We start from the raw sequence: 16,573 nt of genomic DNA on the forward strand, positions 1-16,573 counted from the left end.
TGTCAATTAACAAATCTAGCTTTTTTAAATTAATTTAACAATTGGACTCATTAAATGGGTAGTGTAAAAAACATTACGGCATATAAATCTGAAAATCCTACTGTTGTAACTATCGGCACTTTTGATGGGGTGCATATTGGGCATAAAAAAATAATAGAGCGTCTCGTTAATACGGGAAAGAAGGAAGGATTAAAATCTGTTATTCTTACTTTTTTTCCGCACCCTAGAATGGTTTTACAAAAGGATTCGAACATTAAATTGATAAATACTATTGATGAAAGACGAAACATTCTGGAGTCACTGGAGTTAGATTTTTTATTGATTAAGAAATTTACCCATGAGTTTTCTAGACTTACTGCCGAAGAATTTGTAAAACAACTTTTGGTAGATAAACTTAAAACTAAAAAAGTAATTATTGGCTATGATCATAGATTTGGCAGAAATAGAAATGCCGATATAGAAGATTTGAAAAAATTTGGCAAACTCTATGGTTTTGAAGTTGAAGAAATATCGGCTCAAGACATCGATGATGTGGCTGTGAGTTCAACAAAAATTAGGGATGCTCTTTTTGAAGGTGATGTTATTAAGGCCAATGCGTATTTAGGTTATAATTTTATGCTTACTGGAACGGTTATAAAAGGTAAAGGTTTAGGGAGGCAGATGGATTATCCAACAGCAAATATTCATATAGAAGAAGACTATAAACTCATACCAAAACAAGGAGCCTATATTGTAAAAGCTAAAATCGAAGATTCTGATGTTTATGGAATGATGAATATTGGTATGAATCCTACTGTTAATGGAAAACGAGAAACCATTGAGGTACATTTTTTCAATTTTAGAGAGAATATTTACAACCAAACCATTCAAATTGAACTTTTAAAACGCCTGCGTGATGAAGAAAAATTCCAATCGGTTGAAGCCTTAAAAAATCAACTTAAAAAGGACAAGGAAACTGCGCTTGTCTTCATTGCAAACCACCATGATTAATAAATGGTTATTCCAACATATTGATAATTCTGCACTAGTTGTTTTCAGAATTTTCTTTGGCTTTTTATGCTTTTTAGAATCGGTAGGTGCTATTATAACAGGTTGGGTTCGAACCACCCTAGTGGAGCCTCAGTTTACATTTACCTTCATGGGGTTTGAGTGGTTACAACCACTACCTGGTTATGGTATGTATATTTATTATGCCATCATGGGATTGTTTGGGTTATTTATTATGCTAGGGTATAAATATCGCATCAGTGTGCTGGCTTTTGCTCTTATGTGGTCTGCCACTTATTTAATGCAAAAATCTTCATATAACAATCACTATTATTTGTTGATGCTACTGAGCTTTATTATGATTTTAATGCCAGCAAATAAGTATGCCTCAATTGATGTAAAGCAAAGTCCTACTTTAAAAAGTTTATCAATGCCTTTGTGGTGTAAATGGGTGTTTGTGGTACAGCTTTTTATTGTTTATACTTATGCATCGGTGGCTAAATTATACCCTGATTGGTTAGATACTACGGTTATTGAATTACTCATGAAACCAAAAGCTCATTATTTTTTGGTGGGCGATTTACTTCAGCAAAAATGGGTGCATTATTGTCTGGCTTATGGAGGTATTGCTTTTGACGGATTAATAATTCCGCTATTGCTTTTAAAGCCAACAAGGAAGTATATTTTTATGGTATCTATCTTTTTCCACCTGTTTAATTCGTTTGTGTTTCATATAGGAATCTTTCCTTATTTATCGTTAGCATTTTCATTGTTCTTTTTTGAGCCTAAAACCATTCAAAAAATATTTCTGAAAAAGAAACCTTTTTATAGTTCTAAAGACATTCTAATTCCTAATAACAAGACACCGTGGTTGGCTGTTTTTAGTTTGTATTTTGTACTTCAATTAATTTTGCCGTTGCGTCATCATATAATTAAAGATGACGTGTTATGGACAGAAGAAGGGCATCGCTTGTCTTGGCGTATGATGCTTAGAGTAAAAAGCGGAAGTGCTAAATATACCATTATTGACAATGAAACGGGTAGTAAAATGCTTGTGAATCTTAACGACTATTTAACCAAAAAACAACAACAAAGTGTAAGTACAAAACCCGATTTTATTTGGCAGTTTTCTCAATTTCTCAAAAAGAAGTTCAAAGAAAATAATCAAGAAGTTTCAGTCTTTGTTGACTGCCATCTTAGTGTAAATGGGAAACCTTTTAAACAACTTACAGACCCAAATGTAGATTTAGCAAATACAGCATGGGAAACTTTTAAACACCATGATTGGATTTTGCCTTCAAAACAAGATTAAAACTCTTAGTAATTCCCTAAATTTGTCGCTTAAATTTTAATACATGTTACAAGTACCTTTTATTAGAGATAACAAAGATTTGGTAATTGAACGTTTAGCTAAACGAAACATTGACGCTGCAGAAGATATTAACCAAGTTGTTGCTTTAGATGAAGCACGAAGAGGACTTCAAACTAAATTAGATAATGCTTTAGCCGAAGGGAATAAACTGTCTAAAGAAATAGGAGGATTATTTAAATCTGGAGATATTGATAAGGCTAATGTTTTAAAAGAAAAAACGAGTCAGTTAAAAGTAGATTCTAAAGAACTAACAGAAGCGTTAAACAATACTACCAGTGCACTCAATGAACTTTTGTATAAATTACCAAATGTTCCTAATAAACTCGTTCCTTCAGGAAATACTGAAGATGATAATGAAGTCGTTTTTAAAGAAGGTGATATTCCTATTTTAGATGATGATGCTTTGCCTCACTGGGAGTTGGCTAAGAAGTATGACATTATAGATTTTGAATTGGGAAACAAAATCACTGGTGCTGGCTTCCCTGTTTATAAAGGTAAAGGTGCCAAACTACAACGTGCATTAATCACTTATTTTTTAGACAAAAACACAGAGGCAGGTTACACAGAATTTCAGCTACCCCATTTAGTAAATGAAGCTTCTGGCTTAGGTACAGGACAACTGCCTGATAAAGAAGGGCAAATGTACCATGTAGCAGCAGATAATTTATATTTAATACCAACGGCAGAAGTTCCGGGTACAAATATTTTTAGAGATGTTGTTGTAAACGAAATAGATTTACCAATTGCTATTACTGGTTACACGCCTTGTTTTAGAAGAGAAGCAGGTAGCTACGGAGCACACGTAAGGGGTTTAAATAGATTACACCAATTCGATAAAGTTGAAATTATTAGAGTAGAACATCCTACAAAGTCTTATGAGGCGTTAAATGGCATGGTAGCACATGTAAAGACCATTTTGCAAGAACTTAAATTACCATACCGAATTTTAAGGCTTTGTGGTGGAGATTTAGGATTTACCTCAGCATTAACCTATGATTTTGAAGTGTTTTCAACCGCTCAAGATAGATGGTTAGAAATTTCATCAGTATCTAACTTTGAAACCTTTCAAGCTAACCGATTGAAACTTCGTTTTAAAAATAGTGAAGGTAAAAATGAACTAGCTCATACTTTAAATGGTAGCTCTTTGGCTCTACCACGTGTTTTGGCTGGTATTTTAGAAAATTATCAAACCAAGGATGGTATTTTAGTGCCCGAAGTTTTGCAGCCTTATACTGGTTTTAAGATTATTAACTAAACTTTTGTAATACAAAAATGAAAGAATATACTTTCTTTTTTGTTTTGATGTTATGAATTAAATCGATAAAAAGCAATTTTAAAAGGTTGTTTAACGATTTTTGTTTGTTTTTCTTTGCGCTACGAGATTTATTTAGGAAGTTAGCACTACCAAATCTATTAAACCTACTAGCCATGAAAAATTTAAAGCGCATTGTAATTTTAGTTGCATTGGTTTTTTTCGCAGGAAAAGTGTTGTTTTCTGACTTTCAAATAGTTAATTCTAAAAACACTAATGCTGTAAGTGTAAACAAATAGGAAACTACTTTCTTTTTAAAGAAATCACTTTTAAAAATTTAAGGTTTTAACATTAAAACTGTCCCCAATCTAAACAATACAATCGTTTTTAATTTAACGGTAGTTAATGGAACATTTATTTTTGGTTGGTTGAAATGCCCAGATTTGTCTGGGCATTTTTTATGATAATATTTACTAAAGCAAGCAAGCACATTTGTTATATTTACAAAATGAGAGCCTTTTTAGTTCTATACTTATGTTTGTCGGTTAACCTGTTTGCACAAGACGCAAATTTGGCCATGGATTATTTTAAAAAGGGCGATTATGAAAAGGCAGTATATGAATATAAAAAATTGTATGCTCAAAGTCCTTCAAATATCACATACATCAATCAAATTATTGCTTCACAACAGCAACTAGAACAATATGATGAAGCTGAAACATTTATCAATAAGATTATTTCTAAAATAAATTATCCAGCCTTTTTCGTAGAACTTGGGTTTAATTACCAGCTTAAAAACGATTTGCAAAACGCTCATATTTATTATGAAAAAGCATTAGAAAGTATCAATGAACGGCCAAGTAATGTGTTTAGTATTGCTAGGAGTTTTCAAAACCACTCGCTTTTAAATGAAGCCATAGTAGCATATGAAAAAGGTATGGGATTAAATCCAGACTATAATTTTAATATACAACTGGCACAACTTTATGGTGAACAAGGCCATATTGAAAAAATGTTTAATAGTTATTTAAACTTTGCAGAATATAATCCAGTGGCATTGTCAGATATAAAAAGAAGAATAAATGGATTTTTATCTGATAGTAGCGATGATGAAAACAATGCAATGTTAAGAAAGTTGTTGCTCAAAAAAATGCAGCAGCAACCCAACTTACTTTGGAATCAAATGTTGAGTTGGTTGTTTATCCAACAAAAGGATTTTACCAAAGCATTCATTCAAGAAAAAGCTATTTTTAATAGGCAACCCATAAGTTTAGATAGAATACAAGAATTAGCACTAATTGCAACAGATGAAAATAAAAACGATGTTGCTAAAGAAATTTTCAATTATATAGTTAATAAAGCACAAGATTTAGAAACTAAGCTTAATGCCCATTATAATTTAATTCAAATTGAAACTTATGAAAGCTCTGAAAAGGATTATATCCTTATAAATGAGAAATACAAAAAACTATTTGAAGAATTTGGAACCTTTTCACAAACACTAAAACTACAAATAGCCTACGGGCATTTTTTGGCATTTTATATGGGTAAAACAAATGAGGCCACTAAGTTTCTAGAAAAAACCTTAGAATTACCCCTATCAGAACTGCTAAAGGCTCAAGTAAAGTTAGAATTAGGCGATATTCTGGTTTTGCAAGAAAAATTCAATCAAGCATTAATCTACTACACACAAATTCAAAGAAATTTAAAAAATAGTACCATCTCTCAAGAAGCTAGATTTAGAGTTGCAAAAGCCAGTTATTACAAAGGCGATTTTAAATGGGCAGAATCACAGTTAAAAATATTAAAATCATCTACTTCGCAATTAATTGCCAATGACGCTCTGGATTTAAAATTGTTGATATCAGATAATAAATATGAAGACTCATTGCAAACAGCCTTAAAACTATATTCAAAAGCAGATTTATTGGCGTTTCAAAATAAAAAAGAGGAAGCCATCTCATTGCTAGATATAATATTGAATGAACATAAAACAGAACCCATTGTGGCTCAGGCATTATTTAAACAAGCGCAATTATTTCAACAGAAGTCTCAGTTTCTTATGGTCAAAACCAATTATGAAAATATAATTGCCAATTTTAGAGATGGTATTTTAGCAGATGACGCTTATTTTAATTTGGGTCTTTTGTTTGAAAAATATTTGGAAGAACCAGAAAAAGCAAAAGAATTATACGAGCAGATTATTTTTAATCACGCCGATAGTATTTACTTTGTAGAAGCTAGGAAAAGATATAGAGCTTTAAGGGGGGATGCCTTAAACTAAAGAATCTCAATAAATAATTCAGAAACAGAATTTATAATGATAATTTACAATGTTACGGCAAATATTGATCAATCCATTCATGAAGAATGGCTTTTGTGGATTAAAGAACATATCCCCCAAGTTTTAGGAACCGGAAAGTTTGATAAAGCTACCTTAACTAGAGTATTAGTAGAGGAAGAAACAGGGGGTATTACCTACTCTATTCAGTACAGAGCCTATTCACGTGAAGCTTTAGATGCTTATTATCGTGAAGATGCTGAAAGACTCAGAGCGGATGGGTTTAAAAGGTTTGCAGATAAAATGTTAGCTTTTAGAACAGAACTAGAAATGATTGATGAATACTTTGTGAATATTAATCCTAATTAAAGATGACTATAACAGCATTAGAAAGTATCGATGATGACGTTTTGAATGCTTTTAACAATTTAATCCCTCAGTTATCTTCGTCAAGTCCGGTACCTTCCAAAAAAGATTTAGAGACTATTATTAATTCTGGCAATACAAAACTTTTTGTTGTGAAAGAAGGTGATACTATTTTAGGAACCTTAACTTTGATTTTTAACAAAATTCCCACCGGTGAGAAAGCTTGGATTGAAGATGTTGTTGTAAGTGAAAATGCAAGAGGTAAAGGTGTTGGCAAACTATTAACGCAATTTGCAGTAGATTACGCTTTAGAGAAGGGTATATCTAAAATAGATTTAACATCAAGTCCAGAGCGCGTTGCTGCCAACAAACTCTATCAAAAATTAGGGTTTCAAAAAAGAATAACCAACGTTTATAGGTATTTTAACAACAAATAAATTGAATCAATAATTCGTGGGTAATAATTCCAATCAACATCAAGTAAAAGCCAAAAAACATTTAGGGCAACATTTTTTAAAAGACGAAAACATTGCCCAAAAGATTGGAGACACGCTTACCTTAATCGGCTATAAAAAAATTTTAGAAATTGGACCAGGAATGGGGGTTCTCACCAAATATCTATTAGAAAAAGATATTGAAACCTACGTCATTGAAATTGATACCGAATCGGTGGAGTATCTAAAAGCCAATTACCTCAAGTTAGCTCCCAGAATAATAGAACAAGATTTTTTAAAATTCGATGTAACAACTGTTTTTGGTAATGACCCTTTTGCTATAACAGGTAATTTCCCTTACAATATTTCATCACAAATAGTTTTTAAGGCTTTAGAAATGCGTAAACAAATACCTGAGTTTACGGGTATGTTTCAAAAAGAAGTAGCGCAACGTATTTGTTCAAAAGAAGGGAATAAAGTTTATGGTATTTTATCGGTTTTAACTCAGGCATTTTATCATGCTGAATATTTATTTACAGTACCACCATCGGTTTTCAATCCACCGCCAAAAGTAGATTCTGGTGTTTTAAGATTGACTAGAAAGGAAGATTTTACATTACCCTGTGATGAAAAATTGTTCTTTAAAGTAGTTAAACAGGGGTTTCAACAACGCCGGAAAACACTTCGTAACAGTTTAAAAACATTCAATTTGTCAGATAATTTAAAAGCAAATAGTATATTTGGCATGCGTCCAGAACAATTAAGTGTCTCAGAGTTTATAGAACTCACCACATTAATTGAAAATGATGCGTAACCAATTAACGCTTTCAATTTGTCTGAGGAAAAAGAGAACATACAATTTGAGCTTACCAATGAACTCATTGAGCAAGTAGAGGTTTTAGTTGAAGAACAAAAAGACAAAGAACTTCAAAAACTCTTAAAGGAGTTTCACTATGCCGATATTGCCGAAATTCTAGATGAACTTGATTTAGAAGAGGCTATTTATGTTATAAAGCTTTTAGACTCAGAAACGACATCAGACATCCTGATGGAGCTCGATGAGGACAACCGTGAAAAGGTTTTAAGAAATTTATCGGCTAAAGAAATTGCAGAAGAGGTTGAAGAACTTGATACTGATGATGCAGCAGATATGATTAGTGAACTTCCTGAGGAACGCCAACAGGAAGTAATTTCAAACATAGAAGACGAAGAGCACAAAGCTGAAATTAGAGAACTTTTAGCTTACGAAGAAGGTACTGCAGGTGCGTTAATGGCTAAGGAGCTAGTAAAAGTTTATGAAACCTGGACCGTAGCTGGTTGCCTTCGTAGAATTAGAGGGCAAGCCAAAGAAGTTACTCGAGTTCATTCTATCTATGTTGTTTCCAAGGAAGAAAAGCTTGTGGGAAGGTTGTCTTTAAAAGATTTAATTGTTGCCAAAAGTGATCAAAAAATAGGAGAAATAGCAAAAGACAATGTAGATTTTGTTAACGTTAATGAGGATATTGAAGAGGTTGCAAGACTAATGGCAAAATACGATTTAGAGGCTATTCCAGTAATTCAAAGTGATGATAATAAAGTGCTGCTAGGTAGAATAACCATTGATGATATTGTTGATGTTATGAAGGAAGAAGCCGAAAGAGATTATCAAATGGCGGCAGGTATTACTGGTGATGTAGATTCTGATGATAGTATTTTTGAACTCACCAAAGCACGTTTACCTTGGTTATTTCTTGGTTTAGTTGGAGGTGTTGGCGCCTTTTTAATTATGGAAGGTTTCAAGGGATTATTTGTAGAAAAAGCCGTCATACTATTCTTTTTCACACCTTTAATAGCAGCCATGGCGGGTAATGTAGGGGTACAGTCTAGCGCCATCATTGTCCAAGGTTTAGCTAATGATGAAGTCAGAGGAAGCGTCAATAGTCGTCTTTTTAAAGAAATGCTTTTAGCAGCACTCAACGGATTAGTACTTGCCATTTTCTTATTTTTATTTGTTTATCTATTTGAAAGTAGGCTAGATTTAGCAATAGCCATCTCTGTTTCGCTTGTTGCTGTTATCATAGTAGCTGGCCTAATAGGCACTTTTGTGCCACTGTTCTTGAATAAAAGAGGTATTGATCCTGCTATTGCAACAGGGCCATTTATAACCACAAGCAATGATATTCTAGGAATATTACTTTATTTCTGGATTGCCAAACTCATTCTTGGGATTTAATTTTTGGGCGTTCCCTTTCAGGTCGCGCTTTCCGTTACAATCTTTTGTAAAACAAAAGGATTTTCACTTCAATCGCTAACGCAATTTAATGAACAGATAAAGTTTTAATTTATAGCAACGTTACTTCTAACTTCAGTCTTCCATCTTATAGCTAAAAAAACCTATATTTACCTATGCAAATTCCAAAAGGAAAAAAAATATACTTCGCTTCAGATAATCATTTAGGAGCACCAACAAGAGACGCGTCTTTACCACGTGAAAAAAAGTTTGTGGCTTGGTTGGATGACATAAAAAAAGATGCTGCCGTTATTTTCCTTTTAGGTGATTTGTTCGACTTTTGGATGGACTACAAACGCGTTGTCCCTAAAGGCTTTACCCGCACCCTAGGTAAATTGGCTGAAATAAGTGATTCAGGTATTCCCATTCACTATTTTGTTGGCAATCATGACCTTTGGATGAACGGGTATTTTGAAGAAGAGCTTAATATTCCTTTGTATTACAACCCTAAGGAATTTACTTTTAACAATAAAACTTTTTTTATTGGTCATGGTGATGGTTTGGGCCCTGGAGACAAAGGATACAAACGTATGAAAAAAGTGTTTACCAATAAATTTTGCAAGTGGTTATTCCGTTGGCTACATCCAGACATAGGTGTTAAGTTGGCACAATATTTATCTGTAAAAAACAAACTTATCTCTGGTGATGAAGATGCAAAATTTTTAGGTGAAGACAAGGAATGGTTAGTTCAGTACTGCAAGCGTAAGCTTGAGCAAAAACATCGTGATTATTTTGTGTTTGGGCATAGGCATTTACCATTAAATATAAACCTCAATAAAAAAGCACAATACATCAATTTAGGCGATTGGATTAGTTATTATACGTATGCTGTTTTTGATGGTGAGACTATGGAGCTAAAGGCATACAAATAGTAGAGCTATACTATTTTATATGGAAGAAACAACCCTTTATTTATTAGTACTTGCAGCAGGAGTTGCTGTTGGGGTTATTAACACCATTGCTGGTGGTGGTTCTTTACTAACACTTCCTATTCTTATTTTTTGTGGTTTACCTCCTAGCGTTGCAAATGGCACCAATAGAGTTGGTATTTTGCTTCAAACTGCTATGGCAACAGTAGGTTTTAAAAGCAAAGGTGTTTCAACATTTCCATTTAATATATATTTAGGAATATCGGCCATTTTCGGAGCCATTTTGGGTGCTAATATTGCCATTGATATTAAAGGAGAAACATTCAATAAGATACTCGCAATTATCATGGTAATTGTGGTTCTCATCATCATTTTTAAACCCAAAATTAAAACATCTGAACTCCAAGAGCGTTTAACAGGGAAGCATCTTTGGGTTGGAATTACCGTATTTTTCTTTATTGGTATTTATGGTGGGTTTGTCAATGCTGGCATAGGATTTATCATCATCATATTTCTTCATTTTTTCCATAAAATGAATCTAGTTAGGGTAAACGCTACCAAAGTAGTTGTAGTTTTTATTTATACACTGTCTGCCTTAATTGTGTTTATTATAAATGACAAAGTTGATTGGAAAGTTGGCCTAATTTTAGCCGCTGGAAATGGTATTGGCGCTTGGTTTGGAAGTAGACTATCTGTTAAAAAGGGAGATAATTTTATCAAATCTTTTTTAGTGGTCATGATAATAATTATGTCTGTGAAACTTTGGTTTTTCTAAGCTTTAATATCTCTTAATTTAAGCTGAAGCGAAATATTTCCCTGCCATTCATTTTCATCAATGGAATAGACCGCTTTAAAAGGTTTTTGGTCTTTTATTATATCAAATTTATCGCCCATACCAAAACCTATCCCCACAAAATTATTCGAATCAGATTGAGAAACGGTAATTCTTAAATGCGTTTTATCGTCGCCAACGCATTTACCATAACCGGTATCTTTTAAACCTTCAGTCATGAAAACAGGCGTCATATTGCTTGGGCCGTATGGCACAAACTGTTTTAAAATTCTGTAGAACTTGGGAGTAATATCGTTTAAGTTAATTTGAACATCAACCTTCACTTCAGGAACTAAAAGGTTCTTGTCAATGGTTTGTGCCACAGCACTTTCAAAAGCATCTTTAAAGGCTTTGTAATTTTCTTCTTTAAGTGTTAAACCTGCAGCATATTTATGACCTCCAAATTGCTCGATATGCTCACTACAAGCTTCAATAGCATTATAAATATCAAAACCACTTACAGATCTCGCCGAAGCCGACAATGTATTACCGCTTTTAGTGAAAACCAATGTGGGTCTATAATAGGTTTCCGTTAATCTAGAAGCCACAATACCAATAACGCCTTTATGCCAAGTTTCATCATAAACAACAGTGGTAAATCGCTTTTGTTCCTTTTGGTCTTCAATTTGCCTAAGAGCTTCTTCTGTAACTTGTTTATCGGTTTCTCTTCTATCATAATTATACGTTTCAATGTCTTTTGCATGCTCTTTAGCAAGAGTATATTCCTCCTCCACCAATAAAGCCACGGCAAAATTACCGTGTTTCATTCGTCCTGCAGCATTAATTCTTGGAGCTACGATAAAAACTACATCGGTTATGGTTAATTGGTTCTTTTCAACTTGCTGAAGAATGGCTTTGATTCCTGGTCTTGGATTCGAATTAATAACTTGTAAACCAAAATATGCCAACACTCTGTTTTCTCCATCAATAGGTACAATATCAGCTCCAATAGCAGTAGCCACCAAGTCTAAATAAGGTAATAAATCCTCAGCGGTTTGTCCGTCTTTTTCAGCAAGTGCTTGAACCAATTTAAAACCAACTCCACAACCACACAACTCTTTATAAGGATAATTACAGCTCTCTTGTTTTGGATCTAAAACCGCGACGGCCTCAGGAATTTTTTTCCCAGGTCTATGATGATCACAAATAATAAAATCTATTCCAAGTTTTTTAGCATAGGCTACTTTTTCAATAGCCTTTATTCCACAATCTAAAACTATTATAAGTGTAAAATCATTATCATGTGAAAAATCAATACCCTTATATGAAACACCATACCCCTCTTTATATCGATCTGGAATGTAAGTAGCTACGTTGTCTGTTTTAGTTTTTAAATAGCTTGCCATTAAGGCTACCGAAGTAGTCCCATCAACATCATAATCGCCATAAACCAAAATGTTTTCTTGATTGGCAATAGCTTTTTCAATTCTAGCTACTGCTTTATCCATATTCTTCATGAGGAAAGGATCATGTAAGTCATCTAAACTTGGTCTAAAAAAGGTTTTAGCTTCCTCAAAAGTTTCAATACCACGTTGTACCAATAACATGGCTATGGGTTGACTTACCTGCAATGCTTTTTGTAAGTGTTTAACTTTTGCCGAGTCTGGTTTTGGCTTTAACGTCCAACGCATTTAATAAGTTTTAAGCTATATTTATGAGTACTTGAAGTTAAAATAAAGTAGGTTCTTACGCTCTCTTATTATGAAAATGAGTTTCAACGATTACCTCTGCAAACTGACGGAACATTTCCATGACACCACAGTATTTTTCAACAGATAAATCCACAGCTCTCTGCAATTTCTTTTCATTTAAATCAGGACCGTAAAAATGAAAGCTCATTAATACATTATCATAATATTTGGGGTGCTCTTCAGTTAAATTAGCATCAATTTCAATAGTAAAATCGTCAACATTTAGCTTCATTTTTTTAATTAAAGCCGCTACATCTATACCAGAACATCCTGCTAAACCAGAAAGCATTAACGCTTTAGGCCTAAACCCTTCACCTTTTCCGCCACTTTCTTCACCAGCATCAATAAACAAATTATGCCCTGAAGGATTCGTGCTTTCAAATTTTATATCACCTAACCACTTTGTAGTAACCTTTACTCCCATTTTCTTGAAAATTTTTGTTTCTTGTAGATACCAAAAATACTACTTAAAAATTATATATGGCTTTAGTAGAACCTTTATCTTCAGACTACGATTTAGAAACCAAAGCATTAGCAGAATTCTTTAATGAAACCCTTGGGTTTTGTCCAAACTCAGTCCTTACAATGCAACGAAGACCTGCCATTAGTAAGGCTTTTATTAATTTGAATAAAGCTGTAATGGCCAATGAAGGCAGAGTAACTTCTGCCCTAAAACGTATGATAGCTTGGGTGAGTAGCAATGCAACCGGTTGTAGATATTGTCAAGCACATGCCATACGTGCTGCAGAACGTTATGGTGCTGAACAAGAGCAATTAGATCATATTTGGGAATACAAAACACATCCTGCTTTTAGCGAAGCTGAACGTGTTGCTTTGGATTTTAGTTTGGCAGCATCTCAAGTACCAAATGCTGTAGATGAAAACATTAAAAACCGTTTATATGAGTATTGGGATGAAGGTGACATTGTAGAAATGCTTGGTGTAATATCTTTATTCGGGTATTTAAACCGCTGGAATGATTCTATGGGAACGTCTATTGAAGATGGTGCTGTTGAAAGTGGTAAGAAGTATTTAGGTAAACATGGTTGGGAAAAGGGGAAGCATATATAAACTTACAATATAATTCTTATGGAACAAATATCCTCTAACTACGACAGTTTTGAAGCTATGAAGTTGTATAACGAAGATGGTTCTTTAAAGTTCTATTTGAGAATGTTAGAAGACGGTGATAACAACTATTTAATTGAACTTGACGAAAATGAGGACGAATTAAAACGGATTGATGTAAAAGCCAACCCTCAAGAAGCTATGAAATACTTTCAGTATTTACAAGCATATAACTAAACCTTCACTAATTGAAAAATTAAAATCTCATATAAAATTGATGATTTTAATTTTGCAATCCTTTAATTCTTAATCTCAGTTCAGGTAAAACATCATTTTCAAACCAAGGGTTTTTAGTCAGCCAAAATCTATTTCTTGGGGATGGATGCGGTAATGGGAAATACTTTGGTAAATATTCGGTATAATTTTTAACACTAGCCGTTAAGCTTTTTTTAGCTGTTTTTCCCAAATAATAATTCTGAGCATACATGCCAATTAAAATAATCAACTCAACATTTTTTAACTCATTAAACAGTGGCGAGTGCCATTTTGGAGCACATTCTGGTCTGGGTGGTAAATCGCCCGATTTTCCTTTTCCAGGATAACAAAACCCCATGGGGATGATGGCGAATTTGGTTGCATCATAAAAATCTTCATCAGAAACAGCTAACCACTTTCGTAATTGTTTACCGCTAGCATCATCCCAAGGGATACCAGAAATATGTACTTTAGTTCCTGGTGCTTGACCGATAATAACAATTTTAGAATCTGTATGTGCAGAGACCACAGGTCTTGGTCCCAACGGCAAATGCGCATTACATATGGCACATTGTTTTATGTCTTTAAGTAACTTTTTCATAAACACCTTAAAGACCTACATTCAATAGATTTAATCTAATCATAAACTCAAACAAACCCTCTATCCCCTGTTGTTTGTTAAACTAGTAGATAATTTATCAATAAACAGAAGCTTAATTATTATCATAAGCAAACCACTCAGCAAAACTAGTGGCAGTTTCCTGTAGTTTAAGGGAATGAAGCTTGATGTTTGCTGGTAAACGAGGTTTAATTTTCTGAGCAAAATCAATAACCATCATTTCGCTGGTAGGTTGATAATCTACCAAAAGAATATTGTGACCGCGTGCATCCAATTCTTTTGCAAGTTCAATATGGGGTGTGTTTTTATTGAATACAGTCGCATGGTCAAAAACATCAACAATTTCTTCTTCAACAATTTTTTTTAAGTCACCAAAATCAATGACCATACCGTATTTCACGTTATTTTTATCAGATATTGGTCTACCAATAACCGTTACATCCAACCGGTAACTATGACCGTGAACATTTTTACATTTTCCGTCATAACCATAAAGGGCGTGACCCGTTTCAAAAGAAAATTGTTTGGTAATTCTAATATTATTTCCCATTATCTACGTTTTCCTCGGTTTCTATTTACTATGTAAACTATTATTAAAACTATGGCTAGTATTAAAAACAATCCGTTGCCTGTTAAAAAGCCTAATATATCCATGAGTTACTCTTTGTCTAATCGTTTTTTATTATATCTGTAAAGGGCGTAGGCAAGTATTATCAAAATAACAAAAGGTATCATAGAGCCAATAAACACCCCTATTTCGTAACCTTTATCGGGAGCGTTTTTAATTTTTTCTTCTATATCTACCTGCTGAAAAAGAGTGGTTAAAAAGCCCATGTTAGATAGGTGTAATCTGTATCACAAGTTACAAAGTTAATAGTTTTTAGCTAGCGGTATAAATTGTTTTCTAAAATTAATTAGTAATGGAAGGCTTCTAGCAATCATCCAAAAAGTGAGGGCAATAAAAATACCATTCAGTTTAAAATTGAAATAATCTAACACATAAAGTACAGGGAGAAATATGATAAATGTTGATAACAATAAAACATTCCTAAGTAATTTCATTTTACCTAAACCTTTAAAAACACCATCAAAAATAAAAGCGATAGCACAAATGGGTTGCATTATGAGTACAATCCAGAAAACAGAATAAAATTGATTCAAAACATCTATTTCTTTAGTAAACAATAAACCAATGGGTTTGTAAATTATTAACCCTATAATTGCTAAGAGAACCCCAACCAGAACACCTATTTTAATAAGTTTTTTATTTAGTTCTACCAACAATTTATAGTCTTTCGCACCATAGAGTTTCCCTGAAAGTATATTGCCAGCACTGGAATATCCGTCAATCATAAAAGCACCTAAAAACCAAAGGTTAATAGCAATAGTATAGGCTGCAATATAGGTTTTCCCGTAGCCGGTAGCAAATCGGGTGGCAAAATATAGGGTAATATTCAAAGCCAATGTTCTAATAAATAAGTTGAGCACCCTGAGTATAAAACGATTTATCTCGCTATTAAAAGGGAAATTTGGCTTTAGCGAAATGGGCGTTTTTTTTAATAAAAAGTATACCGAAAAAGCAGCCATTAAAACTTGAGCAATTACACTGGCGTAGGCAGCTCCTTTGATATGCATAGGTTCAATAAAACCTGTTATGCCATATACTAGAATGAAATCTAAAACAATATTAGATAATGCCCCTATAGTAGCTATAATCATGGGGTGATAGGTATTCTGTAAACCACGAAAGGTTCCAAAAACAGCCATAGTAAATAAGGTAAACGGAAACCCGAAAACACGAATTTGGTAATAGGCAACACTATAATCTAAAATTAAACTAGAGGCATTATAAAGCTTAAATATTTGTGAAGCAAACGGATAAGTGCTTATAATGATTAGAATGCTTATTGAAGTAACAATAAAAATAGCTTGAGCCGGAAGGTTTTGTACTGCTCCTAAATTATTAGCTCCTACATATTGCGAAACAATAGATGAGATGGCACTTCGGGTTTGACCCAATACCCAAATAAGCATAGACATAAACGTACCTACAATACCTACAGCGGCTAAAGATTCTACGGCATTTATAGGTATATTTCCTACAATGGCCGTATCAGTAATTGATAATATTGGCTCTGTGATACCTGAAATCAATGCAGGAATAGCAAGTTTGTTAATATATTTTAAACTAATGGTATTTTTCAAAACCAATCAATTAGGTTTTATACTTATTTTTGCTGCAAATTTATTGTAAATTTAACTACTAAACTTTCCATTT

The 16,573-nt window shown here is 33.4% G+C and carries 19 protein-coding genes; 13 read left to right on the forward strand and 6 right to left on the reverse strand.

Annotated features, from left to right (window positions below; genetic code table 11):
• Nucleotides 1–54: 54 nt before the first annotated feature.
• From DFQ02_RS03110 to DFQ02_RS03160, 11 genes are all read left to right on the forward strand, one after another.
• A complete protein-coding gene (locus DFQ02_RS03110; protein WP_116039509.1) occupies nucleotides 55–990 on the forward strand; it encodes a bifunctional riboflavin kinase/FAD synthetase in 936 nt (311 codons plus the stop codon).
• Entirely contained in the window at nucleotides 983–2,299 is a 1,317-nt protein-coding gene (locus tag DFQ02_RS03115; protein ID WP_116039510.1) for an HTTM domain-containing protein, read from the forward strand. The genes DFQ02_RS03110 and DFQ02_RS03115 overlap by 8 nt, the downstream gene beginning before the upstream one ends.
• 43 nt (nucleotides 2,300–2,342) lie before the next feature.
• Nucleotides 2,343–3,614 (forward strand): serine--tRNA ligase, encoded by a 1,272-nt coding sequence (gene serS / locus DFQ02_RS03120; RefSeq protein WP_116039511.1) that lies wholly within the window; start codon nucleotides 2,343–2,345, stop codon nucleotides 3,612–3,614.
• Nucleotides 3,615–3,787: 173 nt separating this feature from the next.
• On the forward strand, nucleotides 3,788–3,910 hold the full coding sequence (locus DFQ02_RS15375; protein WP_262510816.1) for a hypothetical protein: 123 nt from the start codon (nucleotides 3,788–3,790) through the stop codon (nucleotides 3,908–3,910).
• A 209-nt stretch (nucleotides 3,911–4,119) separates the two neighbouring features.
• Nucleotides 4,120–5,895 carry a tetratricopeptide repeat protein gene (locus DFQ02_RS03130; protein WP_116039513.1) on the forward strand — a complete coding sequence of 592 codons (1,776 nt, stop codon included), beginning with the start codon at nucleotides 4,120–4,122 and terminating at the stop codon, nucleotides 5,893–5,895.
• A 36-nt stretch (nucleotides 5,896–5,931) separates the two neighbouring features.
• On the forward strand, nucleotides 5,932–6,261 hold the full coding sequence (locus tag DFQ02_RS03135) for a DUF4286 family protein (RefSeq protein ID WP_116039514.1): 330 nt from the start codon (nucleotides 5,932–5,934) through the stop codon (nucleotides 6,259–6,261).
• A 2-nt stretch (nucleotides 6,262–6,263) separates the two neighbouring features.
• Entirely contained in the window at nucleotides 6,264–6,695 is a 432-nt protein-coding gene (locus DFQ02_RS03140; protein ID WP_116039515.1) for a GNAT family N-acetyltransferase, read from the forward strand.
• Nucleotides 6,696–6,711: 16 nt separating this feature from the next.
• Nucleotides 6,712–7,506, forward strand: a complete 795-nt coding sequence (gene rsmA, locus DFQ02_RS03145) for a 16S rRNA (adenine(1518)-N(6)/adenine(1519)-N(6))-dimethyltransferase RsmA (protein ID WP_116039516.1) — start codon at nucleotides 6,712–6,714, stop codon at nucleotides 7,504–7,506.
• 18 nt (nucleotides 7,507–7,524) lie between these two features.
• Complete coding sequence (gene mgtE / locus DFQ02_RS03150) at nucleotides 7,525–8,904, forward strand: magnesium transporter (protein WP_181896337.1); 1,380 nt, start codon at nucleotides 7,525–7,527, stop codon at nucleotides 8,902–8,904.
• A gap of 173 nt (nucleotides 8,905–9,077) precedes the next feature.
• Nucleotides 9,078–9,833 carry a UDP-2,3-diacylglucosamine diphosphatase gene (locus tag DFQ02_RS03155; RefSeq protein WP_116039517.1) on the forward strand — a complete coding sequence of 252 codons (756 nt, stop codon included), beginning with the start codon at nucleotides 9,078–9,080 and terminating at the stop codon, nucleotides 9,831–9,833.
• Nucleotides 9,834–9,852: 19 nt separating this feature from the next.
• On the forward strand, nucleotides 9,853–10,605 hold the full coding sequence (locus tag DFQ02_RS03160) for a sulfite exporter TauE/SafE family protein (RefSeq protein ID WP_116039518.1): 753 nt from the start codon (nucleotides 9,853–9,855) through the stop codon (nucleotides 10,603–10,605).
• Here the strand turns inward: DFQ02_RS03160 and recJ are convergent.
• Complete coding sequence (gene recJ, locus DFQ02_RS03165; protein WP_116039519.1) at nucleotides 10,602–12,293, reverse strand: single-stranded-DNA-specific exonuclease RecJ; 1,692 nt, start codon at nucleotides 12,291–12,293, stop codon at nucleotides 10,602–10,604. The genes DFQ02_RS03160 and recJ overlap by 4 nt on opposite strands.
• A gap of 55 nt (nucleotides 12,294–12,348) precedes the next feature.
• Nucleotides 12,349–12,777, reverse strand: a complete 429-nt coding sequence (locus tag DFQ02_RS03170) for an OsmC family protein (protein WP_116039520.1) — start codon at nucleotides 12,775–12,777, stop codon at nucleotides 12,349–12,351.
• Between the two features lie 56 nt (nucleotides 12,778–12,833).
• On the opposite strand from DFQ02_RS03170, the gene DFQ02_RS03175 reads away from it, so the two are divergent.
• Entirely contained in the window at nucleotides 12,834–13,424 is a 591-nt protein-coding gene (locus tag DFQ02_RS03175) for a carboxymuconolactone decarboxylase family protein (protein WP_116039521.1), read from the forward strand.
• An 18-nt stretch (nucleotides 13,425–13,442) separates the two neighbouring features.
• Nucleotides 13,443–13,658 (forward strand): hypothetical protein, encoded by a 216-nt coding sequence (locus DFQ02_RS15035; RefSeq protein WP_147297724.1) that lies wholly within the window; start codon nucleotides 13,443–13,445, stop codon nucleotides 13,656–13,658.
• Nucleotides 13,659–13,704: 46 nt separating this feature from the next.
• Here DFQ02_RS15035 and DFQ02_RS03180 read toward each other — a convergent pair whose 3' ends face one another.
• From DFQ02_RS03180 to DFQ02_RS03190, 4 genes are all read right to left on the reverse strand, one after another.
• Nucleotides 13,705–14,277: a uracil-DNA glycosylase family protein gene (locus DFQ02_RS03180; RefSeq protein ID WP_116039522.1), complete on the reverse strand. Its 573-nt coding sequence runs from the start codon at nucleotides 14,275–14,277 to the stop codon at nucleotides 13,705–13,707.
• A 112-nt stretch (nucleotides 14,278–14,389) separates the two neighbouring features.
• Complete coding sequence (locus DFQ02_RS03185) at nucleotides 14,390–14,845, reverse strand: 6-pyruvoyl trahydropterin synthase family protein (RefSeq protein ID WP_116039523.1); 456 nt, start codon at nucleotides 14,843–14,845, stop codon at nucleotides 14,390–14,392.
• Between the two features lie 107 nt (nucleotides 14,846–14,952).
• Complete coding sequence (locus tag DFQ02_RS15105; protein ID WP_181896338.1) at nucleotides 14,953–15,129, reverse strand: hypothetical protein; 177 nt, start codon at nucleotides 15,127–15,129, stop codon at nucleotides 14,953–14,955.
• Between the two features lie 36 nt (nucleotides 15,130–15,165).
• A complete protein-coding gene (locus tag DFQ02_RS03190) occupies nucleotides 15,166–16,500 on the reverse strand; it encodes an MATE family efflux transporter (RefSeq protein WP_116039677.1) in 1,335 nt (444 codons plus the stop codon).
• Nucleotides 16,501–16,573 lie beyond the last annotated feature (73 nt).

It is taken from the genome of Seonamhaeicola aphaedonensis (assembly GCF_003386195.1).
In the GTDB taxonomy this organism is placed as follows: Bacteria; Bacteroidota; Bacteroidia; order Flavobacteriales; family Flavobacteriaceae; genus Seonamhaeicola; species Seonamhaeicola aphaedonensis.

Coding starts and splice junctions, on each gene's coding strand:
- DFQ02_RS03180 (WP_116039522.1), bottom strand. CDS start 14,277: ATGAAAAAGTTACTTAAAGACATAAAACAATGTGCCATATGTAATGCG.
- recJ (WP_116039519.1), bottom strand. CDS start 12,293: ATGCGTTGGACGTTAAAGCCAAAACCAGACTCGGCAAAAGTTAAACAC.
- DFQ02_RS03130 (WP_116039513.1), top strand. CDS start 4,120: ATGAGAGCCTTTTTAGTTCTATACTTATGTTTGTCGGTTAACCTGTTT.
- DFQ02_RS03135 (WP_116039514.1), top strand. CDS start 5,932: ATGATAATTTACAATGTTACGGCAAATATTGATCAATCCATTCATGAA.
- DFQ02_RS03175 (WP_116039521.1), top strand. CDS start 12,834: ATGGCTTTAGTAGAACCTTTATCTTCAGACTACGATTTAGAAACCAAA.
- DFQ02_RS03115 (WP_116039510.1), top strand. CDS start 983: ATGATTAATAAATGGTTATTCCAACATATTGATAATTCTGCACTAGTT.
- DFQ02_RS03185 (WP_116039523.1), bottom strand. CDS start 14,845: ATGGGAAATAATATTAGAATTACCAAACAATTTTCTTTTGAAACGGGT.
- DFQ02_RS03140 (WP_116039515.1), top strand. CDS start 6,264: ATGACTATAACAGCATTAGAAAGTATCGATGATGACGTTTTGAATGCT.
- DFQ02_RS03170 (WP_116039520.1), bottom strand. CDS start 12,777: ATGGGAGTAAAGGTTACTACAAAGTGGTTAGGTGATATAAAATTTGAA.
- DFQ02_RS15105 (WP_181896338.1), bottom strand. CDS start 15,129: ATGGGCTTTTTAACCACTCTTTTTCAGCAGGTAGATATAGAAGAAAAA.
- DFQ02_RS03110 (WP_116039509.1), top strand. CDS start 55: ATGGGTAGTGTAAAAAACATTACGGCATATAAATCTGAAAATCCTACT.
- DFQ02_RS03155 (WP_116039517.1), top strand. CDS start 9,078: ATGCAAATTCCAAAAGGAAAAAAAATATACTTCGCTTCAGATAATCAT.
- serS (WP_116039511.1), top strand. CDS start 2,343: ATGTTACAAGTACCTTTTATTAGAGATAACAAAGATTTGGTAATTGAA.
- DFQ02_RS03160 (WP_116039518.1), top strand. CDS start 9,853: ATGGAAGAAACAACCCTTTATTTATTAGTACTTGCAGCAGGAGTTGCT.
- DFQ02_RS15375 (WP_262510816.1), top strand. CDS start 3,788: ATGAAAAATTTAAAGCGCATTGTAATTTTAGTTGCATTGGTTTTTTTC.
- DFQ02_RS15035 (WP_147297724.1), top strand. CDS start 13,443: ATGGAACAAATATCCTCTAACTACGACAGTTTTGAAGCTATGAAGTTG.